Genomic DNA, 24,946 nt, shown 5'->3' with positions numbered 1-24,946 from the left:
TTACCGCGCCGCCCACTCGCGCAGCAGGTGCCCGCCGATGGAGTCCACCGGCCCGGAGCCCGGTCCGCCGGCAAGCCGCTCCCGGACCTCGGCGCGGCTGAACCAGCGGGCCTCCACCAGTTCCGACCCGTCCACCGCGATGCTGTCGTCGACCGCCTGCGCGCCGAAGCCGACCATGAGTCCGGCCGGGAACGGCCAGCCCTGTGAGGCGCGGTACGCCACGGAGCCGATCTTGACCCCGGCCTCCTCGGCCACTTCACGGCGTACCGCGCCCTCCAGGCTCTCGCCGACCTCGACGAAGCCGGCGATCAGCGCGAAGCCGTCCGGACCCGCGCCACGGTGCCGGGCCAGCAGGCAGCGGGGCTCGGGACCGGGAGCTTCCACCAGCACGATGACGGCCGGCTCGATGCGCGGGAACAGCTGGCGGGCGCAGTCCGGTCCGGTGCACTGGCGGACGTGTCCGGCCTGTGCGCTGCGGGTGGCCGATCCGCACGACCCGCAGAACCGGGCGTGCCGGTGCCAGTAGAGCAGCCCACGGGCGTACGCGAGGGTGGCCGTCAGCGAGTGCGGCGAGAGCGCGGCGAGCGACCGCAGGTCCGCGCTGCCCTCCGCGTTCGCCATGCTGAGCACCGCCTCCTCGTCCTGGCCGCCGACGTCGACGGCGAAGACGGGCGCCGCCTCGTCCAGGCCGAGCAGCACGGTCTGGCTCGCCGCCGTACGCACCGCCGCGCCGTCCCGGCCGTCCAGCACGACGGGACGGCCGGCGCGGATCAGGCAGCGGTTCCGCCAGATCGGGATGATCTGGGCGTCCGGGCGGGCGAGTTGGGTGCCGACCCAGTCCGGGTCGTCCCGCCGGCTCCCGGCCCGGTCGTGCGGCGTGTGCGTGTAGGCCAAGCCCTCGAAGGTCATGGCTCATCTCTACCGGAGGTCAGGCGTCGCGGCGACACAGGGTCAGGGCGCCGAGAGCGAGCGCACCCGCGCTCCACGCCGCCACCACACCCAGCGCCGCCCACGGACCCATCGGCAACGCCGCGGTGTCCACGGTGGTCGCCAGAGTCTGCACCGCGGTCGCCGGGGTGAGCCGGTACAGCGCGCGTTGCCAGTCGTCGTCCGGAACCATCCGCAGGATCATCGGCATCAGGTAGAGCAGGGCCAGGACGATGCCGGTGGCCACCGCGGAACTGCGCACGACGGCCGCTGTGCCCAGACCGAGCAGACCGATCAGGATCAGGTAGACGACCGACCCGGCGGCGGCCCGCAGCATCGCGGCGCCCGGCGGCAGGGTGGCCACAGCCACGCCGACGCCGAGCACGGCCACCGGGACGACACCCGCGGTGAGCAGGGCGGCCTTGGCGGTGAGCAGATGCAGGCGGCGCGGGACGGCGAGCAGCGTCGTCCGGATCAGGCCGGTGCCGTACTCGCCGGCGAGCAGGTGCACGCCGGCGGCGGCCACGGCCGCCTGCGCGAGACGGACGCCCAGCAGCCGCAACTGCACCGGGTCGATCGCCCGGTCGCCGAGCGCCGCGCCGGCGGCGGCGAGCAGGCCCGCCAGCAACAGCGGCACGGCTAGGCCGGCCGGACCGGTGCGCAGCTTCGCCCACTCGGCCCGGAGCGCGGCCCTCACGCGGCGCCCCGCCGCAGCCGCCAGGTCGCCGCGGCGACCGCGACCAGCGCATACAGCCCCAGTACGCCCAGGCCCGCCCACGGCGCCAGCGGGAAGTAGCCGTCGAACACCGTCTGCGGCGCGGACAGCTGCGGGTAGGCGGGGACGCCCTGCTGGATCGCGAAGGCGGCGCCCGGGGTGAGGCGCAGCAGCCACACACCGAGCCCGGGCGGCAGCACCGACGTCACGGCCAGGATCGGCGGCGCGACCAGGAGAGCGGTCACCGCCACCACGGCCGGCACGGCCCGTCGCAGCAAGGACCCCATCCCGTACGCGAAAACGCCCGCCAGCGCCAGCAGGAGCGCCGTGCCCACGGCGATCCGCAGGGTGGTCGTCCACGGCACGGGCAGGACGATCACGTCGTTCGCGCCGAGCATCCGCAACCCCACCGACAGGGTCACCGCGACCGCCGCCAGTCCCGCGACCAGCGACGCCGCCCCCACCACCGCGGCTTTCGCGGCGGACACCCGGCCCGGGTACGGCATCGCGACCAGTGTGGTCCCGATCATCCGGCGCCGGAACTCGGCCGTCCCGCACAGCACCGCCACCACGATCAGCGGCACCAGCCCGGCGAACACCCCGGTCAGGACGCGCTCCACCGGCAGGCCCTCGGCGTGGGTCTGCGGCGCGATGTCACCGGCTCCGGCCACGGTCAGCACGCCGCCGGACTCGGTGTGCCCGGGCGGGTGGGTCTTCTGCCAGCCGGTGCGGTAGTCGCTGTGGCCGACCAGCGTGCCGGTCCACCCACCGGCCGGGGTGACCTGCGAGAACCTAGCGGTGGACTGGGTGAACCGGGCCTGGACGGTGTGCCCGCCCTGCGACTGTTCGTTGACGGTCACCCCACTCGGCGAGGTGACGAACAGGCCGATCCGCACGGTGGCGGGCAGGCCCTTCAGGCGTACGGTATCGATCTTCTGCCAGGTGGTGCCGTCGGCGGAGACGAAGCCGGTGATCTGCTCGCCGGCCCGGGTGAGGCGAAGCCAGGCCGCCCGGGCGGATGCGAAGTCCGGCGCGACCTGGTCGTGGGTGAAGCCATGCTGCATGCGTACGCCGTGCGCGCCGGTGAGCAGCACCGCGGCGTAGTCGGCGCCCTGGTTCGTCCCGTCCTTGACCATGAGCCCGGCCTTCGACCACGGCACGATCCCGGACACGATCTGGTCGTGGTTGGGCGGCGGGTAGGTGATCGTGCCGTCGAGCTCACCCACCCGCGCGGTGATCGAGCCGTCGCCGGTGAGCGCCCGGTGCACGAAGGTGAACTTGTCCTCGACCGCGACGCCGTCCGCGTTGGTCGGCGGCGCCGGACATTTGACCTCGCGGGTGCCCTCCATGCAGGACATCTGGCTGCCGGAGGCGAACAGGCAGCCGAGCGCCACCACGAGCAGCGCCGCGGCCGCGAGACCGGCCGTCCAGGTCGGCACGGTCCGGAACTTGATCCATTCGGCGCGCAGGATCATCGGATGCCTCCCGCGCCGGCGGTCAGCTCCAGGTACGCCGTCTCCAGCGACGCGTACTCGCCGACCAGGTCGTTCACGTCGGCGGCGGCGATCACCCGGCCCTGGCCGACCACCACCACGTGTCCCGCCATGTCCTGCAGCTCGCTCATCAGATGACTGGAGACCAGCACCGAGCGGTCCTCGGCGGCCAGTTCCCGCAGCAGGTCGCGCATCCAGACGATCCCGGCCGGGTCGAGCCCGTTGAACGGCTCGTCGAGCAGCAGCACCGGCGGATCGCCGAGCAGCGCCGCCGCCACGCCGAGCCGCTGCCGCATACCCAGCGAGTAGCCGCCGGCCGCGCGCCGGCCGACGTCGGCGAGCCCGGTCAGCGCCAGCACCTCGTCGACCCGGCTGCCCGGGAGGTCCTGCGAGGCGGCCAGCCACATCAGGTGGTTGCGGCCGGTCCGGGCGGGGTGCAGCGCGTGCGGGTCGAGCAGCGCACCCACGTGCCGCATCGGCCGGGTCAGCTCGGCGTAGTGGCGGCCGCCGATGGTCGCCGTCCCGGCGTCCGGCCGGTCCAGGCCGACGATCATCCGCAGCGTGGTCGACTTGCCGGCGCCGTTCGGGCCGACGAAACCGGTGACGTGGCCCGGCCGCACGACGAACGTCATCCCGTCCAGGGCGACCGCCGGGCCGAACCGCTTGCGTAGTCCGTTCACTTCGATGGTGGCTGTCATGCCGGTGTTTCTACGGAGCCGGGCCTAACCCGGGCGCGACGACAGCTGTCATGCCACTGTTATCTCCGGCAGGGCATGCTGGGCGGATGGGCGTCCGGCTGCGTTTCACACTTCTGTACGGCGTGCTGTTCCTGGTCTCCGGCGCCGGGCTGCTCGCGATCACCGCGGCGTTCAGTTTCAGCTCGGCCAGAAGCGTGCCGGCCGGTCCGCCGGCACCGGCGGCCGAGCAGATCGCCCGGCTGCAACAGCAACTCGACGATTCCGCGGCCATCCACATCCGGCAGCTGCTCGTCGGCGCGCTCGTCGCCCTGGCCGTCATGCTGCTGGTGTCGCTGCTGCTGGGCCGGGCCGCGGCCGGGCGGGTGCTGCGGCCGCTGCGTACCATCACCGCGGCCACCCGGCGGATCACCGCCGACAACCTGCACTCGCGGCTCGCCGTGGCCGGGCCGTCGGACGAGGTGAAGGCGCTCGCCGACACCATCGACGATGTGCTCGAACGTCTCGAGGAGGCGTTCGCGGCGCAGCGCCGGTTCGTCGCCGACGCCTCGCACGAGCTGCGCACGCCGCTGGCCACGATGCGTGCCGCGATCGACGTGGCGGAGGCCAAGCCCGCGCCGCCCGCCGAGGTCGTGAAGCTCGCCGGCCGGGTCCGCGTCGAGCTGGACCAGCTCGAACGGCTCCTCGAGGGCCTGCTGGTGCTGGCCCGCGCGCAGCACGGCGCGCTCGACGGCCGTACGCCGGTGGCGGTGACGTCGCTGATCCCGGCCGGGGTGCCGGTCGAGGGCGCCGACTTCGTCACGGTCGGCAACCCGGTGCTGCTCGGGCGGATGATGTCCAACGTCGTCGACAACGCGGTACGGCACAACGAGCCCGGCGGGTGGATGCGGGTGGCCCTCTCCCCCGGCACGATCGTGGTGGAGAACGACGGCGTGGTCCTCGACCCCGGTCAGGTGGCCACGCTCGGCCGCCCGTTCCGCCGCCTCGGCGCCGACCGTACCGGAACCGGCATGGGACTGGGCCTGGCGATCGCCTCGGCCGTGGCCTCGGCGCACGGCGGGTCGCTCAGCATGCGGGCCCGGCCCGAGGGCGGGCTGCGGGTGGAGATCCGGCTGCCGTGAGGGTGCTGGTGGTGGAGGACGCGGCCGCACTCGCCGAGGTGGTCGCCGAGGGGCTGCGCGACCAGGGCATGGCGGTCGACGTGGCGCTCGACGGGCTGGCGGCGGCCGCGAAACTCGACGTGAACGCGTACGACGTGGTGGTCCTCGACCGGGACCTGCCCGGCCTGAACGGTGACGTCCTCTGCGAGATGATCACCAGCCGGCCGGAGCGGGCGATGGTGCTCATGCTGACCGCCGCCGGTTCCGCCGACGACCGGGTACGCGGCCTCACGCTCGGCGCCGACGACTACCTCGCGAAGCCGTTCCACTTCCCCGAGCTGGTGCTGCGCGTCCGGTCCCTGGCCCGCCGCCGGCCCGCGGCCCACCCCCGTACGCTCGTCGCCGGTGCCCTGGAGCTCGACCCGATCCGGCGTACCGCGAACCGGTCGGGTGCCCGGCTGAACCTGTCGGTCAAGGAGTTCGCGGTGCTGGAGGCCCTGATGCGCGCGGCGCCCGGATACCTGAGCAGCGAGGCCCTGCTCGAACAGGTGTGGGACGAGAACGCCGACCCGTTCACCAACACGGTCACGGTGACGGTGGGACGGCTGCGCCGCAAACTCGGCGAGCCGGCGGCGATCATCACCCTCCCCGGCGTCGGCTACCGCATCGCCTGACCGGCCAGGGTCGCGATGTCCGGGCGATTGCGCGCGATTGCGGCGGCTGCATCTCGTAGCGCGCTTTCGACCACGGCTGACTGTGGTCGCCGTCGCCCGTGACGGCGCGACCGCAGGGGTCCACACGCTCGGTGGCCTGGTCCGCAGCCTGCCCTGCTATCTCGCCTTCTGCCTGGTCGTCGCGCTCACCACACCGATGCTCGGCGTCGCCGCCGTCGGGCTCGGGCTGCTCGCGTGCCTGGGCATGGCAACGTTCACGTGGCGGCGAGTCCCGAAAGCCACGGCAACCGACCACGACGGAGGCGACGATGGACCACGAGAGCGAACCTCGAACCGGCGCGGCGGCTCTGTTCCGCCTGGCTTCGTACGGAACCCTGGCTCCGGGACGGCCGAACCATCATCAACTCGACGGGCTGGAAGGCCGCTGGTTCGAGGGGCAGGTCTACGGGAGGCTGGTTGACGCCGGCTGGGGCACCGACCTCGGCTACCCGGCACTCGTTCTCGATGCCGGCGGGACCGCCATCGACGTTCACGTCTTCGAATCGCCTGATCTGCCGGCTCACTGGTCACGGCTCGACCGCTTCGAGGGACCGGGCTATCAGCGCGTCACAGCGATCGTGCACAGCTCCGCCGGTGACCTGGAGGCGTCGATCTACGCCCTCCGGGTACGGGAGCGTGACTGATCGCCGGGCACCGCCGCGAGGTCGGCAACGACGCCGAAGTGGTCGCTCGCCCACACTCCGTCCACCGGCTGGTCGAACACGCGCCGGCAGCCGGTGACCCGCAGCGTGGGTCCGTGCCGGTCGCAGCGAACGAGGACGTAGTCGATCCGCCGGCCCAGCTCCAACGGCCAGTTTCCGCCGGTCACCAGCGGGTTGTCGGGTGAGAACGTGTGACCGGGCCCGGTGGGCCGGATCGCGGCCCAGGCATCGCGGTACGCCACGCTGAATCCGTCCAGCGACTGGCGGCCGGACCAGAACCGCATGCTGGCACTGTCCGGCTCCGCGTCGAAATCCCCGAGCAGCACCACATGCGCGTCGCGGTCACCCCGGCGCTGCTCGATCCGCCGGGCCGCGGCGACCGCCTGCAGCTCCCGCTCCCGTTCGTAGCCGAGCCAGCCCGACGGCTTGTGGTGTGCCACCAGCAGCGGTCCGATCGGTGCCGGAACGGCGATCTCCACCAGTGCCAGTCGCCCCGCCAGCTCAGCCGGATCGACCCGTGGCGTCACCCGTAGGTGCACCTCCTCGTGCCGGTCCAGCGGCCACCGGCTCGCGATCGAACAGCCGGAGCCGTCCGCCTCCCGGCCGGTCTGGTGCGCCACCTGGTACCCGGGCCCGAGCAGGTCGCTGACCTGGTCGTATCCGTCGGCCACGACGGCCTCCTGGAAGGCCACCACATCCGGCGCGAGCCGGCGCAGCCCGTCGGCGAGAATCGATCGGCGCCGCTGCCAGGCTCCGTGCCGGTTCCAGAGATTCATCGTCAGCACCCGCAATGAGTCCACGACGGTGACTACATCAAATAGCGGCCATACGGGAAACGACCGGCGGGCGGTAGGCGGCGATCGCGTCAGCGGGCATCGGGCGCGCGAAGTGGAAGCCCTGGGCGAACCGGTATCCGAGGCGGTGCAGCTCGGCGGCCTGCTCGGCGGTCTCCACACCCTCGGCGACGGCGCGCAGCCGCAGCCCGTCGCAGATGCCGATCAGGGCCGCCACCACGACCGCGTGCTGGCCGCCTTCGGTGATGTCGTCGATGAACGACTTGTCGACCTTGAGGATGTCGGCGGGGCAGCTGCGCAGCAGGCCCAGCGACGAGTGCCCCGTACCGAAGTCGTCGAGCGCGATGCTGACGCCGAGGGCGGCGATCGCCCGCAGCTCGGCCAGCGCCGCTCCGCCGTCGAACACGGCGGTCTCGGTGACCTCGACGGTCAGCACGTGCGGCGGCAGGCCGGTGCGGCGCAGTACCGCGTCGACCTCGCCGGCGAAACCGGCTTCGCGCAGCTGCCGGGCCGACACGTTGACGGTGACCGTACGCGGAGCGGCGTCGCCCAGCTCGTCGAGCCAGGTGGCGGCCTGCCGGCAGGCTTGCTCCAGGATCCAGGCGCCGAGCGGCACGATCTGGCCGGTGCGTTCGGCGATCGGGATGAACGCGCCGGGACTGATCGGGCCGCGCTCCGGGTGGGTCCAGCGGACCAGCGCCTCCACCCCGTACAGTTCGCCGCCCGGCATCGACACGATCGGCTGGTAGAGCAGTCGCAGCTGGTCGGTGTCGAGCGCGGCGCGCAGGTCGGCGGCGAGCCGGGACTGTTCGGCGGTGCGCTGGTCCATCTCCGCGGTGTAGGCGACCCGGCGGCCCTTGCCCTGGCCTTTCGCCTCGTACATCGCCACGTCGGCGCGTCGCAGCAGTTCGTCGGCGGTGTCGTCGGCACGGGCCGGGGCCAGGCCGAAGCTGGCCTCCACGACGAGGTCGTGCCCGGCGGCGTGCACCGGCCGGCTCAGCTGGGCGGCGATCGTCTTCAGGCTCGCGTCGTGGTCGCCGTGTCGCAGCAGCAGCGCGTACTCGTCGCCGCCGAGCCGGGCGACCATGGCGCCGGCGGACAGTTGCGCCGCGATCCGGTCGGCGACGGCGATCAGCAGGGCGTCGCCGACGGCGTGCCCGAGGTCGTCGTTGATCTCCTTGAAGTCGTCGAGGTCGATCAGGGCGACGCTCACCGCGGCCGGATCGGCCGCCAGCGCGGCGGTGATCTCCCGGACCAGCACGGTACGGTTCGGCAGGCCGGTCAGGGCGTCGTGGGTCGCCTGGTGCGCCAGTTCGCGCTGCCGGGCGTCGAGGTCCTCGAGCAGCAGCGCGTTGTCCCGCAGGGCCACGAGCTGGCGTGCCGCGACCAGCAGGGTCACGGTGACGGCGCCCACGGCGATCGCCACCAGGTCGGCGGTGTGCCGAACGGTGCTGTAAAGCAGCAGGCCGCCGGTGGCGACGACCGCCGCATACGGCATCACGCTCGGGCGCCGCGATAGCGGGCGGGGCGCGGGCCGGCCGGCCCGGGCGGCGCGCAGCTGCCGGTCGGCGGCCAGGCACACGCACAGGGAGACCGCCGGCAGCAGCACGTGCGCGGTGTTGAGGTACGGGCGGGAGGCGACCAGCGGCGCCAGCGCCCCGCCGCCCGCCCCGACCGCTCCGGTCAGCACCAGCAGGTGCAGCGCCCGCCGGTCGATCGGGCCGGTGCCGGTGAAGGCCACCTTGACGAACGCGAAGACACAGATGAAGCCGGCGACCACGACGATCAGCACGGTGACCGCACCGCTGACGCTGTCGCTGAGCCAGCTCTCCCAGCGGTGGTAGACCAGGTGCCAGCACAGGGTCAGCACGGTGACGATCACCGTGGCGATGTCCAGGCCGAAGCGCAGCCACTCGATCCGTGATCGGCGGGCGCCCGGGATACGCAGCAGGCCGAGCAGGATGGCCACCAGGCCGGAGGTGTACACGGCCGCGGTGAGGCCGCTGATGTGCTGGCCCTGCTGCCGGCCGCTGAGGTAGTCGAATCCGTTCAGGACGGCACCCAGGCCGATCAGCAGGATGCCGGCGGACACGTACCGCCACAGCGTCCGGCCCCCGCCCGCGGCTCGCCAGGAGGCGACCACCGCGATCGGCACCGAGATCAGCAGGGGCAGCCAGCCGAGCACCGGGGGCGTGTCGCGGACCAGGCCGATCGCGAACCAGATCACCGCGATCACGACCAGGCCGCTGGCGACCACGAGGCCGCGGGTCGGCCGCCACGGCGGCACGGCCGCGGCGGCGATCGGCGAGGTGACCGGCGCCGTCTTCACAGTGATCTCATCGGCTCGCCGCCGCGCGGGTTGAGACCGGGACCGCCAGCAGACCTGCCGGGAGGGAGGCGCCCCGTGACAGCAATCATCACGACTGAGGACTATCATCACCGGATGGCGATGAATGATGGCTGCGTGAACGCCGCGGTCGCGGCCGGGATGACACCGGCCGTGGCGCTGTTCCGTTCCCTCGGGGATGAGACCCGGCTGAGGATCGTGCAGCGCCTCGCCGCCGGCGAGGCCCGGGTCGTCGACCTGACCAGCGAGCTGGGCCTGGCGCAGTCCACCGTGTCCAAGCACCTGGCCTGCCTGCGCGACTGCGGGCTGGTCGACTACCGCGCCGAGGGCCGGCAGTCGTTCTACGCGCTTACCCGCCCCGAGCTGCTCGACCTGCTGGCCGCCGCCGAAGGGCTGCTCGCCGCGACCGGCGCCGCCGTGGCGCTCTGCCCCACCGGCCGCCCGTCCCCGCCGCGCGAGGCGATGAGCCGATGAGCAGCCCGGCTGCCCTGCTGTCGCCCCGGCGGCGCGCGCAACTCAACCGGCGCAGCCTGCGCCTGGCGTACGCGACCGCCGGATACAACCTGCTCGAAGGCGCCGTCGCGGTCACCGCCGGCGCGGCGTCCTCGGCCGCGCTGCTCGGCTTCGGACTGGACTCCTTCGTCGAGGTGTCCAGTGCCCTGGTGGTGATCTGGCAGTTCCGGTCCCGCATGCCGGAGACCCGGGAGCGCCTGGCGCTGCGCCTGATCGCCGTGTCGTTCTTCGCCCTGGCCGCCTGGGTCACTTTCGACGCGCTGCGCTCGCTGCTGGGCGCGGAGGAAGCCGGCACGTCCCTGGCCGGGATCGCCGTCGCGGCCACCTCGGTCGTGGTGATGCCGCTGCTGGTGTGGGCGAAACGGCGCACCGGCCGGGAACTCGGGTCGGCCACCGTGGTCGCCGACTCCACGCAGACCCTGCTGTGCACGTACCTGTCCGCGATCGTCCTGGCCGGCCTGCTGCTCAACGCCACGCTCGGCTGGTGGTGGGCCGACCCGGTGGCCGCGCTGGTCATCGCCGCCGTCGCCGCTCGCGAAGGCGTCCAGGCGTGGCGCGGCGAGCAGTGCGACGACTGCGCGGTGCCCGTCGCGGACAGCGGGCGTGAGGGCTGCGGCTGCGGACCGGATTGCGCCGATGCGTGCTGACCGGGAGGTCAGGGCGGCGGCATGTACATGGCCTGCACCGTGACCCGCGGGCTCGGCGCCGACTCGTTGCCCGCCGCGTCCACGGCGACCACTACGTACTCGTGGGTGGTGGCCGCGCCCACCGGCAGGGTCAGCGACGTGCCACCGGTCTCGCCGACGACCGCGGCGCCCTCGTACACCCGGTAGCCGGCCGGCTGCTCGCCGCCGGCCGAGGCGGACCAGGTCAGCGTCAGCTGCGCTCCGGACGGCCAGGACCCGGGAACGTTGCCGGTGACGGCGAGGGTGGCGGGCGCCGCCGGGCGGGCGGCCGGGCCGCCGGGGGTGGTGATCTCGGCGCGCCGGCTGCGCGGGCTCTCACCGCATCCCTGCGCGAGCGTGGCGACGACCCGGTACGCGTGCTCCGACGCCGGCGGCAGCCCGGTCAGAACCACCTGCGGGTAACGCGTGGTCGCGACCGCGACGCCCCGGTCGAAGACGGTGTACGACGTCGCCGCCGCCTCCAGAGTCCAGGACAATCGCACCGAGCTGGACGACACGGCGGTAGCGGTCAGGGCCACCGGCCGGGGCGGCTCGCTCAGGCAGGTCTCGGTGCCGGCCGTGGCGGCGGCGCTGTGCGCGGACTCGTTGCCCGCCGCGTCCAGTGCCGCGACCGTGAACCGGTGCCAGGTGGCGTGGTGGAGGCGATCCACGGTGACGGTCGTCGTGGAGGTAACGGCGACGAGCGTCGCACCGTCGTACACCGCATAGCGGGCCGGTCGCGGTCCCGGCGGCGCTGTCCAGGCCAGGCCGATGGTGGAGTCGGTCCGGCCGGTCACGGTCAGGCCGGAGGGTGCCTGCGGCGGCGTGGCACCGCCCGCGGCCGTCGTGACGGTGGTCGACGCCACCGGGACGACACCGCCGCCGCCCGTGTGGCAGCGGTTCAGGCGGTAGAGCACGACGTGGTGGTCCGTTCCGGGAGCCAGGCCGCCGACCCGGGCACCGGTCGAGGAGGTCCAGCCGAGGCTCTGGCCGTCGACCCGCAACTCCAGGTCACCACCGAGCGAGTGCCGCGACCAGGAGACGCTGATCGCCGTCGCGGTGACCTCGGTGACCGTGATCGGTACCCCGGAGACCGGCATGCACTCCGGGTTGTAGCCGTACAGCCAGGACCGCCCGGAGGCCGGTGCGGTGCGCGCCGACTCCCGGCCGCGGTGGTCGACCGCCGCCACGGTGTAGGTGTGCGACGACCCGAACGGCACCTCGAGATGGGCGGCGGTGGTGCTGACGCGTGCCACCACGGAGTCGTTCTCGTACACGCGGAAGGAGGTCGCCGGGGAACCGGAGCGCGGCTGTTCCCAGGTGAGCGAGATGCCGGTGCCGAGCGTGCTGGCCCAGAGGGTGACCGGCGTGGCCGGACCGGAGGGGGCCGCGGACGCCGGCACGGCGGTGCCGGCGACCGCGGCCACCGCGGTGATGAGCAGGACGGCGCCACGACGGCGAAGCGATGGGCTCACGGGGCGTCCTTTCGCCGGGGCATTGATGCATATCGAACGGGAGCGCTCCCACACTGTCAATAGGCGCCGCACGCGGGTCTTACGACCGGGCCACGATGGCCACCTCCGGGAACCGGGGCGAAGCGGCGTTCAAGATGGCTTGCGGCCGGTGGCGCAGGTGCTTGTCGAACATCGCCCGGTTGTACCGGCGGGTGATCTCAGTCGCCCGGATCCCCGGGGTCGTGGCGCCGATGTCGATGCCGAGCTGATCGGCGAAGAGCCCCAGGTCGGTGAACGACGCGTGCTCGGTGCCGGCCACCGTGATCCACCGCTTCCATCCCGTCATCCCCGCCCAGTCCTTGTCCCACCAGGCGTCCCGGCCGCCGGATGCGTGGTCGGGCGAGCCGAACAGCAGGAACGGGCGCGCGAGCCCGGCGGCCGGGATCATGCTGTCGCCGCCGGTGTCGGTCGTACCGTCCATGTCGATGCCGGCGTCGATGCGCGGGTCACGCACCATCGCCGCGATCGCGCTGGCGCCGCCGGCCGAATGGCCGGACATGCCGATACGTGAGGCGTCGATCAGGCGGCTGCCCCGCCACGCGGGGTCGCGGCCGGTCAGCCGGTCGATGACAAACGAGACGTCGGCCGCGCGGCTCTGGTAGAGCTTGCCGAAGAACGGACGTTCGCCGTCCTGCTCGCAGGCCGCGCAGCCGGTGACGCGGCCATCGGGGAACGTGATCGCGTGCGTCTCGTAGGTGTGGTCGACGCCGGCCACCACGTACCCGTGGCTGGCCAGGTCCTCGGCCAGCGCCGACAGGGTGGCCCGGGGCTGGGTGTAGCCGGGCGACAACACGATCAGCGGGAGACTGTGCCGGCGACCCGCCGGGGGCGCGTCCACGAAGGCGTACGTCCGCACCGTACTGAAGATCTCCGGGTCGACGCCGGTCAGGCGTTTGCCCTCGACCATCAGCCGCGATTCCCCCGCCGACAGGTACTCCGTCGCGGTCCCGTGCCGGGCCCGGGTCGGATACCAGAGCGTCACCATGAGCTCCCGCGCGTTCTGCTCGGGAACCCACGGGTCGGCTCGGGAGGTGTCCTTCAGATACAGCTCGGTGGCGCCGACCTGGTGCGGGCCGGTCGGCGCCACCAGGTGCAAGGGCTCGCTCGCGCTCGCCGCGGTGACGGCTGTCGCGGGCATCAGCAGGCCGGCGACAGCAGCCACCACAACGGCGCGCCAGCGTCTGGTCTCCCCCATGGGTACGTTCCTTTCGATCGGAGTCGACCGATGCTAGGAACGGCTGGCCGCCGGACACCTCCGGCTGCCGAGCGACATGTCGGCCCGGCCGTACACACCACGGACGGCACGTCGTCCGGAGGAGGTACATCCCACGGCGGATGCCACCTCGGCGGCGCCCGTCATCCGTGGTGACCGACCCGCTCTCTCTCCGGCTGTTCCATCGGCAGGACGGAGGACAGCTGCTGGCGCAGGTCCTGGAGGGTGGCCGCCGTCTTGCCGGTCTCCCGCGCCGCGTCGCGGTAGCGGTCGGCGTCGGCGGCGGTATCGGCCCGGGCCGCCAGTTGCCGGTAGATCTCGGCCCGGTCGCGCAGGGTGGAGGCGACGGTCAGGAGACCGGCTTCGACGTTCTCACCCTGGGCGGCGAGCATGCTGTGCGGTGCGAAGGCGTGCCCGACGTGGCAGCGGTACCGGATGGTGCCGGCGATGTCGACGCGGTGCATGCCGCCACCGCAGTCCGGGCACCCGACGGGAACCGGGTGGCCGAATTGGCCGCCCGGCCCTTCGGCGGTGTCGTGGGTGAGCATGTCGGTCTCCATGGTCAGCACAGGATCGGGATCGACTGGTGTGGACGCTGGTGTCCCGAGCAGACCGGGCAGCGCGACGGCGAGGCCGGTGGCCGGCGCGACGTGGTCGGGTCGCATGCGGATCGCGACGCCCGGCAGGTCGGGATAGGCCGCGTCGTCGGGATGCTGGACGGCGGTCATCCCGCCGTGCAGGCCCAGCGCGGCGAGGCCGGCGATGCCGTCGTCGAACACACCGGACAGCAGGACGCCCACCGTACGGTGAGCGGCCCAGCGTGCGGCGGTCAGCATCAGTGGGTCGATCGCGGGCCGCAGCCGGTGATACTGCGGCGCCTTGCTGAGGTGCACCCGGTTGTCCGGGCCGACGAGCAGGTGCCGGTCGGGTGGGGCGACGTAGACGCGGCCCGGCGACAGCGCGTCACCGTGGGTGGCCGGCACGACCGGCAGGGGGCCGGCGCCGTCGAGGGCTTCGGCGTCACGGGGCCGGGCCGGGGTGATCACCATCAGCACGGCCGCGGGTAGATCCCCGGGCAGGCCGGCGAGCAGGGCGGTGGCGGCCTCCAGGGCACCGAGCGAGCCGCCCACCACCACGAGATCACGATCTGACATGGTAAGTCACTTTCGTCCCGCCAGCAGATCCGGCGACTGGACCGCGCCTTCCCCTGGAACCGGCGATCACACCCTCGGCCGCTGGACTGCACTGGATCAGGGGGTTTCCGTCGATAACCCGGACGCGAGCAGCGGAAGCGGGTACGGGAGACCGGAGGTTTCTCCAGCACAGAGCGGGAATGCAGGTCTGGATGCTGGGTGGCGCGCGAGCCGCACGACGAATCAGGGCGATCCATGATCGATTTCGACGAGGCGGTGATCAGTGACCTCGCACGGGTGGCGGCGGTGGACCACGTGCGCCGGAGATTACCGGCGCAGCCGATCCCGCTGGATGCCGTCGCCCGGCTGGCGGCCCGGCTGCAGCGCGCACCCATCGGGGCGGTGATCCTGGTCGGCGGCACTGAGGAGTACTTCGTCGGCGCGTACGGGTTGCCCGAGCCCCTCACCGCGTCGAGGCGCGCGCCGCTGACGTACTCGGTGTGCAAATACGTCGTCGGCCGGAACCGCCCGGTGTCCTGCGGCGACATGCGCCGCGACCACGACGGCCGGCTTCGTGACCATCCGCTGGCCGCCGAGTACGGGATCCGGGCGTTTCTCGGTGTGCCGGTGCACGACGCCGAGGGCCGTCCGGTGGGATCGCTGACCGTCATGGACACCGCGGCCCGGCGCTGGACCGACGGCGAGATCACCGCCCTGGTCGACAGCGCCGACCTGGTACGCCCGGCGGTCGCCGGGCCGGCCGAGCTGGCGGTGGCGACGCTGGACACCGCCTCCCTCCTGGACAGCGTGCAGGAGGCCTTCCTGGCGGTGAACCCGGACGCGATCGTGGTCGGCTTCAACCGGGCGGCCCACGACATGCTCGGCTACGCGCCCGGCGAGGTGTGCGGGCGGCGCCTGGACGACACCGTGCTGCCCGACTACGCCGGGCGACCGATCCGGGCGGCGCTGGACCGGCTCTTCACCCACCGCCCCGTCCGCCCGGTGCTGCGTGAGATCAGCGTGCGGCACCGCGACGGCCACCGGGTACGGGTACGCGTGGCCCTGTCCGTGGTCCGCGGCGCGGCCGGCCCACTGGCCTGCCTCTTTCTCAACGACCTGTCCGAGCAGACCGCCATCCGGGAACTCGCGGAACGCCACGATGGTTTCCTCACCGCGCTGCTCGACAGCCTCAACGTCGGCGTCATCGCATGCGACGAAGCGGGACGGGTGGTCGTCGTGAACCGGGTGTTGCGTGAGCTGCAGGGCCTGCCGGCGACCGCCCCGCTGCCCGAGGACTACCCCGCGTCCATCGACGGGGTGCTGCACGATCCCGCGATGCGGCCGATACCGTGGGAGAAGATTCCGCTGATGCGCGCCTTGCGGGGCGAGCACCTGGACGACATCGACATCCTGACCGCCAGGCCGGGTGATCAGGTCCGCGTCTTCGCCAGCGCCGCCCAGCCCATCCGCGCCGGTGACGGGCGGCCGCTCGGTGCGGTGGCCGTCGCCCAGGACGTCACCGCGATGCGCCGGGCCGAGCGGTTCCGGGCCTGCCACCGGGACGTGCAGGAGGTGCTGCGAACGGCGCGTTCGGTGGCCGGCGCCGCGCCCACCGTGTTGCGGGCGGTCGCCACCGCACTGGGCTGGCCGTACGCGGAGCTCTACCTCATCGACGAGCCCACCGGACAGTTGCGCTCGGTCGGGCACTGGGACGCCGAAGGTGCCCAGGAGGACCCGCTCTTCGGGCACACTCCGGTGCGCGGCCACGGCGTCACCGGCCGGGTGTGGCAATCCGGGCAGGCGATGTGGGTGGCCGACGTCACGGCCAGTCCCGAGCTGCGCCACCCGTACGAACAACGCCGGGAACAGGCCTTCATGCGGCGCGGCATCCGTACCGTGCTGTCCGTCCCGATCCATGACGGCGCCACCCTGGTCGGCGTGCTCACCTGCTACGCGGCCGCGCCCGAGGTCCACGAGGACCTGCTCACCGTCCTGCTGGACGGGGTCGCCGCGCAGATCGGCGTCTTCGTCGCGCTGCGCCGCGCGCAGGAGCTCGCCCGGCAGCTCGCCCGCGCCCAGGACGACTTCATCACCCTGGTCGGCCACGAACTGCGTACACCTCTGACCTCGATCGCCGCCAACGCCACCCTGCTCGACGAGGACCCCACCGGGCTGACCGGTGAGGACCGGCAGATGGTCCACGCCATCGCCCGCAACACCGAGGCGCTGCAAATGACCATCGACAGCCTGCTGGAACTGGCCGGCCTCGAATCCGGGCACCTGGACATGCGAGTCCGCCAGGTCGATCTCACCGCGATCGTCGGCGGCGCCGTCACCGCGGCACACCGGAGTACGGCCGGCACCGGCGTGCGGGTGCACGCCGACCTGCCACCCCGGCTGGTAGTCGACGGCGATCCCGCACGGCTGCGGCAGGTCGTCGACGGCGTGCTGATCAACGCCCTGAAGTACAGCCCGTCCGGCGGTGACGTGCGCATCCGCCTCCAGCAGGCCGGCAACACCGCCGAGCTGTGCGTCATCGACAGCGGGATCGGCACCCCGGAACAGGAACGGGAACGCGTCTTCGACCGGTTCTTCCGCGGCAGCAACGTCCGCCACCACGGCACGTCCGGCAGCGGCCTCGGGCTCAGCCTGGCCCGCGCCATCGTCCGGCTGCACCACGGCACCATCCACCTGTCCGCGAACGACCCCTCCGGCACCATCGCGTGCATCCGCCTGCCCCTGCGCCAGGAAACCGCCCCGGCCTAGGCCGTCGCCAGCGCCCGCACCGCCGGGGCGGCGGCCGCCGAGGGCAGCGTGAACGAGAAGCGTGATCCGCCGCCGGGATTGTCCGCCGCGGTGATCGTGCCGCCGTGGCGCTCCACGATCCGCTTGCAGATCGCCAGGCCGAGGCCGGTGCCGAGGTAGCCGCCGCCGAGGTGGGCGCGGTGGAAGTTGGCGAAGATGGCGTCGTGTTGCCCGTCCGGGATGCCGATGCCGTTGTCGGCGAGGCAGACCCGGACCAGATCGCCCTCGCGGGTGGCCGTGACGGTCAGGGCCGGCGTGACACCGGACGCGGTGTACTTGATCGCGTTGCCGATGAGGTTGTCCAGCAACTGCCGCACCAGCACCGGGTCGGCGTGCACGGGCGGGAGCTCACCGAAGGTGAACCGCGGCTCGGGCTTGCCCGCGGCGACGGCGGCGTCGGCGCGTGCGCTCGCGATCTCGGCCACCACGGCGGCGAGATCCACCCATGCCGGAGCGGCGGTGGCGTCCCGGGCTGTCGTGTACGCCAGCAGGTCCTCGATCAGCGACCGCATCCGCCCGGACGCCCGGGACAGACGGGCCAGATCCGCACGCGCCTGGTCCAGCCCCGGATGTGCCGGCACGTGCTCCAGGGCGTCGAGCGTGGCGCTCGTCCACCCGTCCACGCTGGCCAGCGGATTGAGCAGGTCGTGCGCGACCACGCCGGCGAAGTTGGTCAGCTCGTCGCGGTGGCGGCGTTCGGCCGTGACGTCGTGGTAGAGGACGACCGCGCAGCGGCTCCCGTCCGGGTTCGGCAGGGCGGTGGCGGTGATCTGGACGAAACGGCCCTCGGGCGCCCCCGGGTCGCGGATCAGCATCTCCACCCCGCGCACCTCCTCGTCGGCCAGCGCCTTCAGGAACGTCAGTTCCTCCTCGGCGTAGCGGGAGCCGTCCGGGCGGAAGAACCCGTAGTAGCCGCTGTCGCCGAGCAGGCGTATCGCGGCGGGATTGCGCAGCACGACCCGGCCGGCGGCATCGGTGACCGTCAGGCCGTCCGCCATCGAGTCGACGATCGCCGTCATCAGCTCGGCGTGCCGCGACGCCTGCTCCCGCTGCTCCGCCAGCTCGGCCATCAGCCGGTCCCGTTCGTCGCGCCCCAGCGCCAGGGCCAGCCCCACCACGGCGACCATCGCGGCGAACGCCTGGAGGATGATCGTCCGCCAGGCGGTGTGCTCGACGATCGCGAACGGGCCCGTCGCCCGTACCGTGAAGAGCGCGGCGATGGTGGCGACGATCAGGCTGTGCGCCATCACGAACGGCGTCGCCAGCCGGGTCGCCACCCACACCGTCAAGCCGAGCACCGCGAAGGTGAGTGGCAGCCGGTCCCCGTAGCTGAACCCCGCCACGTACAGCGCGGTGGTGCAGACCGTCAGGGCCGCGTACTCGGCGATCCGCCAGCGCGGCGTCTCACCGAGCGTGGCGATCCACTGGCCGAGCCAGCCGGTCAGCGTGCCGTGCCGGGCCCGGTACGTCGCCACCGCCTGCCCGAGGCAGAGCCCGGCCATCCCGACGATCAGCGTGCTCGCGGTGTTCCGGGACAGCCACACCACCGCCGAGACCCACGAGTAGTCCTCACCGAGCAGCCACCGGCTGGTCGGGCCCACCAGCACTCCGCAGGCGGTGGAGACGCACGACGCGGCGAGCACATTCCAGAGGTCCCGGGGCGACCGCATCGGCTCGGTGCCCTTCGCGCCCCACAGGGAGGGCCGCCAGCGCCGTAACAGCGCGACGAAGACCAGAGCCTGGACCAGATTGGCGGCCGCGGACGCCAGCGATGTCGCGACCGTCGCCCCGGTCAGCAGGTTCGCGTAGTAGGAGATCCCGACGAGCGCGACGACATCCATCCAGAAACGGGGCGTACGTCGCTGGGCGCAGAACCAGACCACCGCGACACCGGCGGCCGGCCACACCATGCTCAGGTTGGTCCCGTCCATCACGGTGAGGCGCCCGACCAGCACCGCCGTCAGGTACACCAGGGCGAACACCACGGTCCGCAGGAGCGAGACCCGGTAGCTCATCCGTGACCCTCCGCACGAGATCTGACCTACTCCTATCGGCCGCACCCGCTGATCGCTGAGCCGCGCCCGGAACCGGGGCGGCCCGTGGAGACGGCGGAAGACCTGCCCTTAGGGTGATCCGATGGCGTTGATCAAACAGTTTCAGGTCACCTTCGACTGCGCGGAACCGCGGCGCGTCGCCCGGTTCTGGTGCGAGGTGCTGGGGTACGTCCTACCGCCGCCGCCGGAGGGTTTCGCCACTTGGGACGATGTCGATCGCGAGCTGCCGCCGGAGCAGCGGGGTGCGTGGTCCGCGTGCGTCGATCCCTCGGGAGTGGGCCCGCGACTGTTCTTCCAGCGCGTTCCCGAGGGCAAGATCGTCAAGAATCGGGTGCATCTTGACGTACGGGTCGGCACCGGGCTCGTGGGTGCGGAACGCGTGGCCGTGCTCGAGGCCGAATGCGCGCGACTGGTCGATCTCGGCGCGGTACGCGTGCGGCTGCTGCTCGCCGACGAGGACAACGAGTCGTGCCTCGTGATGCAGGACGTCGAGGGCAACGAGTTCTGCCTCGACTGAGCGGCCTCGCCGGTGTCAGAGCACGTCGCGGAGCCGGACGGCGAACGGTCCGGGGTGGTCGACGAAGCCGATGTGGTCGCCGGGAAACGTGGTTCGCTCGACGCCGAGGAGCGCGGCGAGGGCCGCCGATGTGCGGTCGCAGATCTGCCCGGTGGAATCGGCGCCGACGCCGATGACGATGCGGGCGGGACTGTCCCGCAGCAGGGCGACGTCGGGCAGCCACTGGGCGGATCCGCGCAGCTCGTGGACGAACCAGAAGTGCTCGTCGGCGACGTCCTGCGGGTCGCGCTCCCCGCCGAACATCTGCTCCACGACATCGGCGGGGATGCCGATCCCGGCCTGGTCGAAGAACTTGGTCCAGGCTCCGACCACGTCACCGGCGAGATACGTGGCGACGTAGTCGGCGGTCTGCGCGCGGACGTCGTCGCGGTCGTCGAGCAGTTCCGCCAGCGGTGGCTCGTGGGCGATGACGGTGTGGACCTGCTCGGGGTGCGCCTGGACGAGGGCCAGGGCGGTGACCGCGCCGCCGCTGGAGCCCATGACCGCTGCCGGGCCGGCGTCGAGGTGGTGGATGAGCCGGCTGAGGTCGTCGGCGCGCGTCTCCGGGGTCGAGTCCCGCTCGGGGTCGGTGGCCCGGCTGCGGTTGATGCCCCGGGGGTCGGTGGTCAGCACGGTGTGGTCGGCAGCGAGCAGGTCGGCGAGCGGCGCGAACGACGTCGCGTTCATCGGCGCGCCGACGAGCGCCACGAGTGGTCCGGTGCCGCGGACTTCGTAGTACAGGCTCGCGCCCGGCACTTCCAGGGTGTGCGTGGTCACGGTCTCTCCTCATGGACGTGGTGGTGTAGGTCAGCCACGCCATCACCACGAACGGCACCGAGCCAGAAGGACACCCGTCGCGGCTTTTCTTCGAGGCCGCGCCTGATCAGCGGCAGGAGCCGGGCAGGTCCAGCGCCTCTACCGTGTCCGCGACGTGCAGGCCCGGCTCAGGACCGCCGGCCAGCGCGTACACCACGTCACCGATCGCCACCACACCCAGCCCGTGGCGTGGGGTCGGCAACGGTGCCAGCGCCTGCCACGTACCCGTTCGGATGTCGAAGGCCTCGGCTTCCGCGAACGTCGTCGCGGCTTCGCCGCCGACTGCGACGACGCGGCCTGTGCACGTCGCGGTCGCCGCGAGGCCGCCGCGCCGGGTGGGCAGGTCAGGCAGAGACACCCAATGCCGGGTACGCGGATCGAACGCCTCGAACGCGGAAAGATTGGTGTCCAGCCCTCCCGTCCGCCCGCCGACCGTGTAGACCAGTCCCCCGAAGCCGGCGCCGCCCAGATGTTCGCGCCGGGTCGGCGGGCCGGGCGCGCTCGACCAACCGTCGGTGGCCGGGTCGTAGATGAACATCTCGCCGGCCAGACCCGCTGGACCCAGCCCGGCGGCCAGGTACACGAGCCCGTCCAGGGCGACGGCGGTGCCGGCGGCCCGGCCTTCGGGCAGCGACGCGACCGGTTGCCATGCCGTGCCGTCCAGCCGGTACGCGCCGGTGCTCGGCCGGCCGTCGGCGAGATGGCCGCCGAAGACGTACACGGTGTCGCCGACGGTGGCGGCCATCGCGTGGTTGACAGCGACCGGCAGGTCGGGTCCCCGCTGCCAGACACCCGCCGCGGTGTCCAGGATTTCGGTGCTCGCCAGAGTCGCGCCGTCGGCGCGATATCCGCCGACCACCACGATCCGCGTTCCGGACGCGGCGGCCGCGACCTCGGTGCGCGACGACGGCGCCGGGGGTAGACGCCGCCAATCGATGCCAGAGGCGGCGGCGGGCGAGCCGGTCCCGGTGTCGCGTCGAGCGGTCGGCGTGCCGGTACACCCGGTGACCGACACAAGCACGCCGACAAGGATCGCCATCATCGTCCTGTGCATGCCACCAGTGTGCGGCGCCGGGCGCATGGCGACCCGTCAGTCGCGCACCGGCCCGTCCAGAGCCGCCCCGTACAGCCGGGACACGCTGAGGCTGATCACCACGCGCCGGTCCTTCGCCATCTGCTCGAGGAACGCCGTCTCGTCCGCCGGATCGTCGAATCCCCCGGCCATCGCCAGCAGCTCGCGCCCGACCGGGTCGCCCGCCCGCGCACTCGGTTCCGACACCCGCGCCTCGCCCTCCGCGACGGCGTAGGAGAGGACGCTCTCGCCCTGGACGTGCAGGGTGGCGCGGGGATCGCGGCGCAGATGGCGCACCTTGACGCGCCCCTCGGCCGACGAGAACCGGATGATCCGCTGGTGCGCGTCCCAGCTGAAGACCATCGAGGCCAGATGCGGGTGACCGTCGCGCTTGACGGTCGCCAGTACGCCGAACGGCTGCCGGCCGAGGATCCCGGTCAACTCGGCGTCGCTGAGGGGCCGGGCGCTGGGTCCTTGGCCGGGGCCGTAGTCGTTCTCGCTCATCAGGTTCGGTCCTCTCAACGGGCGTCCATGGTCAACACAAATGACCCTAGCAGATAGTTTCGTTATAGATGTTCTGCAACGTGACCTATTTTCGAGGGCGCTATGCTGCTGCCGGTAACTGCCGCTCACTGGGGGATATCGAGATGACCGACGGCTCGTCCGCCGTCGCGCTGCGGTTCGAGATCCTCGGCCCGGTCCGCGCCTTCCGGGGAGCCGAACCGGTGGACCTCGGGCCGGCCAGGCAGCGGGCGGTCCTCGCTCTGCTGCTCCTGCACGCCGGCCAGCCCGTGCCGGTGCAGCGGATCGTCGCCGCGCTCTGGAACGGCGACCCGCCGGAGAACGCCGTCGACGTGGTGCAGAGGTACGTCGGCGCGCTGCGCCGGGCCCTCGACCCGGAGCGGACGTCGTTGCTCGCACTGACCGGCGACGGGTACGTGCTCCGCGCCGGCGAGAACGCCGTCGACGCCGGCCAGTTCCGCGCCGGGCTGGCCCGCGCGCGTACCGAACACCAGACCGGCGATCTCGACGCCGCCACCGGTCAGGTGCGCGAGGCGCTCGCCCTCTGGCAGGACGAGCCGCTGGCCGGGCTGACCGGGCCGGTCTTCGAGTCCGCCCGCGCCCGGCTCAACGAGGAGCGCACCAGCGCCTCGGAGCTGCTGGCCGCACCACCCACCCCGGAACCGGTCGCGGCGACGCCCGCCTACCCCGAGGCGGTCGACCCCTGGGCCGGGCACGAGCTCTTCCCGCCCGACCCCGCGTCGATGGCCTAGGCTGTGTTTCGCACTTTCCAGCGGTCAACCCAGCCGCCAAGAACCGATCGCCGTCCGGTCAGCCGTTGAAGTCAGTCATCAGCCAGATCCGGTCGAAGGCACGCTCCGCCAGATCGGCATGCTTGATCATGAAGTTGACCACGATCAGCGTCTCGCCGAACGCGTCACCCACCTGCCCCTTGTCCAGCCAGACGGTGGCTAGCACGATGTGCTCGTTCGCGTTGAGGATGGGGTTGTCCGCGCCGCCGGTGCTGGCGGCGCCGTAACCGCCGAGAGAAAACTCGTATTCGTTGTCCTCGAGGTACCACATCACCTCGCCGATCGCCTCTTCGACCTCGTCGTCCAAGCGAAGGTCGAACGGCACCTCGTGCTCGTTCTCCGGAAGGCTCCAGCCGGCACGAGCGTGCAGCAGAATCGGATCGAAGACCGGCACGCCGGGGTTCGGGTGCTCGGTTACCGGAGTGCCGGCCGGTACATGAACGATCCGGCATTCGGTGGGCGTGAAGTCCGGCTCGACGAAGAACAGCAGCGACCCGTCGGCCGGCAGGTCAAGGTCGTGCCCGTGCGAGGGAATCGCGGCGAGGTCGAGTGTCAACACGAGACACTGCCCGGGAGGCCACTCCTCGCCCTCCGGCAACGCCGCGAGACCGCCGAACCGACCGGCCGCAGGCAGGCCGTCGCCCTCCGGCACCAGCTCCGTCTGTGGTCGGGCCAGCCGCACCCAGCGCTCGATCTCGTCCACCGGCACGCCTTTTTCCCGGGCCGCGCCCCGAAACTCCTGTCGTACATCCATGGCCGGGCATTGTGCCTGAAGGGTCCGACAAGTCCACGCACTACGAAACGCGGCCTCGCCAGGACCGGAGGCGGTGCAGGACTACCAGGCAGGCCAGTATGCGGAAGCCGCTCGCCGTCAGCGCGAGCGCCGCGGCTACTGAGACACCCGGCCTCGTCCACAGATAGCGGCCGGCGACCGCGAGGTCGACGAGAATCGCCAGGACCGCCACCACGGCGGTCGCGGTCAGCGCCGGACCAGGGCCGGTCTCGGGCAGCCAACGCACGAGCGAGCCGGTGGTCGCGATGGTCCGGGCGGCCAGTACGACGGCGGCGGCCACCACCGGGAGTGCGGGGATGACGGCGAGCAGCACGACCATCCCGGTACGCCACGGGGTCAGCCCGAGCGCCAGCAGCCAGCACACGCCGACGATCGGCCCGGTGCACAGCAGCAGGATCAGAGTGCGGCGCGCGTACCCGATGGCAAGTTCGCCGGCGAAGGCCGCAGCGACCGCCTCCGGTGGACCGAACTGTTCGATCGCCGCATCGGCGGCGTGGCCGGCGGGCACGCCGGCAGCCAGATGATCGGCCGCGGCCTCGCGCACGCCGTCGCGTAGTTCGTCGATGATCCGCCGGCGGTGACCCCGTGGCCCGGTCAGCAGCGCGGCGATCTCGCCGAGGTAGGCCTCGATGCGATCCTCGGCCGGGTCGGCGCTCATCCGGTCGGCGGCGTGACGGGCCGGCCGAGCAGGGCGGTCACCGCGGCGGAGAACCGGTCCCAGGTGTCACGGTGCTGGGCCAGCGCGGCGTGGCCGGCCGCGGTGAGCTGGTAGTCGCGGCGGCGGCGCCCGCCGACGGTGTGCCATCGGCTGGCGATCAGCCCGGCTCGTTCCAGCCGGTGCAACGCCGGATAGACGGTGCCGGTGGGCAGATCAAGCGTCCCATCACTGCCGGTCCGCAAGGTCTCGATCACCGCATAGCCGTGCCGGGGCTCGTCCTCCAGCGCGGCCAGCAACAGCGCGTCGAGGTGGCCTTTCAGAAGCTCCGGTCGCATCGGAAGCACAAACCACCGTCCCAGGTGTACTGTAGCGTCACAATACTTTGTGAGCCTACA

24 protein-coding genes are annotated in these 24,946 nt (G+C 72.5%); 8 read left to right on the top strand and 16 right to left on the bottom strand.

The annotated features are described in order from the left end of the window. Genes nudC through I4J89_RS07880 form a run of 4 tightly spaced genes read right to left on the bottom strand, consistent with a single transcriptional unit; the run spans position 1 to position 3,833 of the window. On the bottom strand, positions 1–909 hold the full coding sequence (gene nudC, locus I4J89_RS07895) for an NAD(+) diphosphatase (protein WP_196413174.1): 909 nt from the start codon (positions 907–909) through the stop codon (positions 1–3). 19 nt (positions 910–928) lie between these two features. Continuing rightward, positions 929–1,624: an ABC transporter permease gene (locus I4J89_RS07890; protein ID WP_196413173.1), complete on the bottom strand. Its 696-nt coding sequence runs from the start codon at positions 1,622–1,624 to the stop codon at positions 929–931. Further along, positions 1,621–3,117, bottom strand: coding sequence for a DUF1349 domain-containing protein (locus I4J89_RS07885; RefSeq protein ID WP_196413172.1), 1,497 nt, complete (start codon positions 3,115–3,117; stop codon positions 1,621–1,623). Before I4J89_RS07885 ends, I4J89_RS07890 begins: the two co-directional genes overlap by 4 nt. Next, on the bottom strand, positions 3,114–3,833 hold the full coding sequence (locus tag I4J89_RS07880) for an ABC transporter ATP-binding protein (RefSeq protein ID WP_196413171.1): 720 nt from the start codon (positions 3,831–3,833) through the stop codon (positions 3,114–3,116). Before I4J89_RS07880 ends, I4J89_RS07885 begins: the two co-directional genes overlap by 4 nt. Positions 3,834–3,919: 86 nt before the next feature. Between I4J89_RS07880 and I4J89_RS07875 the strand changes: the two genes are divergently transcribed. From I4J89_RS07875 to I4J89_RS07865, 3 genes are all read left to right on the top strand, one after another. Continuing rightward, on the top strand, positions 3,920–4,951 hold the full coding sequence (locus tag I4J89_RS07875) for a sensor histidine kinase (RefSeq protein WP_196413170.1): 1,032 nt from the start codon (positions 3,920–3,922) through the stop codon (positions 4,949–4,951). Beyond that, positions 4,948–5,604: a response regulator transcription factor gene (locus I4J89_RS07870; protein WP_196413169.1), complete on the top strand. Its 657-nt coding sequence runs from the start codon at positions 4,948–4,950 to the stop codon at positions 5,602–5,604. The genes I4J89_RS07875 and I4J89_RS07870 overlap by 4 nt, the downstream gene beginning before the upstream one ends. A gap of 308 nt (positions 5,605–5,912) precedes the next feature. Beyond that, on the top strand, positions 5,913–6,287 hold the full coding sequence (locus I4J89_RS07865; RefSeq protein WP_196413168.1) for a gamma-glutamylcyclotransferase family protein: 375 nt from the start codon (positions 5,913–5,915) through the stop codon (positions 6,285–6,287). Here I4J89_RS07865 and I4J89_RS07860 read toward each other — a convergent pair. Next, complete coding sequence (locus I4J89_RS07860) at positions 6,257–7,081, bottom strand: endonuclease/exonuclease/phosphatase family protein (protein WP_196413167.1); 825 nt, start codon at positions 7,079–7,081, stop codon at positions 6,257–6,259. The two genes, I4J89_RS07865 and I4J89_RS07860, sit on opposite strands and share 31 nt — an antisense overlap. A gap of 37 nt (positions 7,082–7,118) precedes the next feature. Further along, positions 7,119–9,428, bottom strand: coding sequence for a putative bifunctional diguanylate cyclase/phosphodiesterase (locus tag I4J89_RS51425; RefSeq protein WP_196413166.1), 2,310 nt, complete (start codon positions 9,426–9,428; stop codon positions 7,119–7,121). A 114-nt stretch (positions 9,429–9,542) separates the two neighbouring features. Between I4J89_RS51425 and I4J89_RS07850 the strand changes: the two genes are divergently transcribed. Then, positions 9,543–9,920 carry an ArsR/SmtB family transcription factor gene (locus tag I4J89_RS07850; protein ID WP_196413165.1) on the top strand — a complete coding sequence of 126 codons (378 nt, stop codon included), beginning with the start codon at positions 9,543–9,545 and terminating at the stop codon, positions 9,918–9,920. Continuing rightward, on the top strand, positions 9,917–10,606 hold the full coding sequence (locus I4J89_RS07845; RefSeq protein WP_196413164.1) for a cation efflux transmembrane domain-containing protein: 690 nt from the start codon (positions 9,917–9,919) through the stop codon (positions 10,604–10,606). Before I4J89_RS07850 ends, I4J89_RS07845 begins: the two co-directional genes overlap by 4 nt. Before the next feature lie 8 nt (positions 10,607–10,614). Here the strand turns inward: I4J89_RS07845 and I4J89_RS07840 are convergent, their stop codons facing one another. The 3 genes from I4J89_RS07840 to I4J89_RS07830 all read right to left on the bottom strand — a co-directional run bounded on the left by I4J89_RS07840 (position 10,615) and on the right by I4J89_RS07830 (position 14,505). Then, positions 10,615–12,099: a fibronectin type III domain-containing protein gene (locus I4J89_RS07840; protein WP_196413163.1), complete on the bottom strand. Its 1,485-nt coding sequence runs from the start codon at positions 12,097–12,099 to the stop codon at positions 10,615–10,617. Between the two features lie 79 nt (positions 12,100–12,178). Next, the gene (locus I4J89_RS07835; RefSeq protein WP_196413162.1) at positions 12,179–13,333 is read right to left on the bottom strand and encodes an alpha/beta hydrolase family protein; all 1,155 of its coding nucleotides are present in this window, start codon (positions 13,331–13,333) and stop codon (positions 12,179–12,181) included. A gap of 161 nt (positions 13,334–13,494) precedes the next feature. Then, positions 13,495–14,505, bottom strand: coding sequence for a chemotaxis protein CheB (locus tag I4J89_RS07830; protein WP_196413161.1), 1,011 nt, complete (start codon positions 14,503–14,505; stop codon positions 13,495–13,497). A 234-nt stretch (positions 14,506–14,739) separates the two neighbouring features. On the opposite strand from I4J89_RS07830, the gene I4J89_RS07825 reads away from it, so the two are divergent. Further along, a complete protein-coding gene (locus I4J89_RS07825) occupies positions 14,740–17,250 on the top strand; it encodes a GAF domain-containing protein (protein ID WP_230858496.1) in 2,511 nt (836 codons plus the stop codon). Here the strand turns inward: I4J89_RS07825 and I4J89_RS07820 are convergent. Beyond that, a complete protein-coding gene (locus I4J89_RS07820) occupies positions 17,247–19,304 on the bottom strand; it encodes a sensor histidine kinase (RefSeq protein ID WP_196413160.1) in 2,058 nt (685 codons plus the stop codon). The genes I4J89_RS07825 and I4J89_RS07820 overlap by 4 nt on opposite strands. Before the next feature lie 121 nt (positions 19,305–19,425). Between I4J89_RS07820 and I4J89_RS07815 the strand changes: the two genes are divergently transcribed. Next, positions 19,426–19,860, top strand: a complete 435-nt coding sequence (locus I4J89_RS07815; protein ID WP_196413159.1) for a VOC family protein — start codon at positions 19,426–19,428, stop codon at positions 19,858–19,860. Positions 19,861–19,875: 15 nt separating this feature from the next. Here the strand turns inward: I4J89_RS07815 and I4J89_RS07810 are convergent, their stop codons facing one another. The 3 genes from I4J89_RS07810 to I4J89_RS07800 form a co-directional block, all read right to left on the bottom strand. Then, on the bottom strand, positions 19,876–20,676 hold the full coding sequence (locus I4J89_RS07810) for an alpha/beta fold hydrolase (protein WP_196413158.1): 801 nt from the start codon (positions 20,674–20,676) through the stop codon (positions 19,876–19,878). Between the two features lie 106 nt (positions 20,677–20,782). Then, the gene (locus tag I4J89_RS07805) at positions 20,783–21,769 is read right to left on the bottom strand and encodes a Kelch repeat-containing protein (protein WP_196413157.1); all 987 of its coding nucleotides are present in this window, start codon (positions 21,767–21,769) and stop codon (positions 20,783–20,785) included. Between the two features lie 36 nt (positions 21,770–21,805). Then, complete coding sequence (locus tag I4J89_RS07800; RefSeq protein ID WP_196413156.1) at positions 21,806–22,291, bottom strand: PPOX class F420-dependent oxidoreductase; 486 nt, start codon at positions 22,289–22,291, stop codon at positions 21,806–21,808. Between the two features lie 143 nt (positions 22,292–22,434). Here I4J89_RS07800 and I4J89_RS07795 point away from each other — a divergent pair, with 143 nt between their 5' ends. Continuing rightward, positions 22,435–23,061 (top strand): AfsR/SARP family transcriptional regulator, encoded by a 627-nt coding sequence (locus tag I4J89_RS07795; protein ID WP_196413155.1) that lies wholly within the window; start codon positions 22,435–22,437, stop codon positions 23,059–23,061. A gap of 58 nt (positions 23,062–23,119) precedes the next feature. Here the strand turns inward: I4J89_RS07795 and I4J89_RS07790 are convergent, their stop codons facing one another. From I4J89_RS07790 to I4J89_RS07780, 3 genes are read right to left on the bottom strand one after another with little or no spacing between them, the layout of a single operon-like run. Continuing rightward, the gene (locus tag I4J89_RS07790; protein ID WP_196413154.1) at positions 23,120–23,854 is read right to left on the bottom strand and encodes a DUF1963 domain-containing protein; all 735 of its coding nucleotides are present in this window, start codon (positions 23,852–23,854) and stop codon (positions 23,120–23,122) included. Positions 23,855–23,894: 40 nt separating this feature from the next. After that, on the bottom strand, positions 23,895–24,551 hold the full coding sequence (locus tag I4J89_RS07785) for a permease prefix domain 1-containing protein (RefSeq protein ID WP_196413153.1): 657 nt from the start codon (positions 24,549–24,551) through the stop codon (positions 23,895–23,897). Then, positions 24,548–24,886: a PadR family transcriptional regulator gene (locus I4J89_RS07780; RefSeq protein ID WP_196413152.1), complete on the bottom strand. Its 339-nt coding sequence runs from the start codon at positions 24,884–24,886 to the stop codon at positions 24,548–24,550. Before I4J89_RS07780 ends, I4J89_RS07785 begins: the two co-directional genes overlap by 4 nt. Between the last annotated feature and the right edge of the window lie 60 nt (positions 24,887–24,946).

Origin of the sequence: Actinoplanes aureus (assembly GCF_015704865.1) — a bacterium.
GTDB lineage: Bacteria > Actinomycetota > Actinomycetes > Mycobacteriales > Micromonosporaceae > Actinoplanes > Actinoplanes aureus.
The sequence above is the reverse complement of the archived record's forward strand: the minus strand, read 5'-3'. Positions and strand labels throughout refer to the sequence as shown.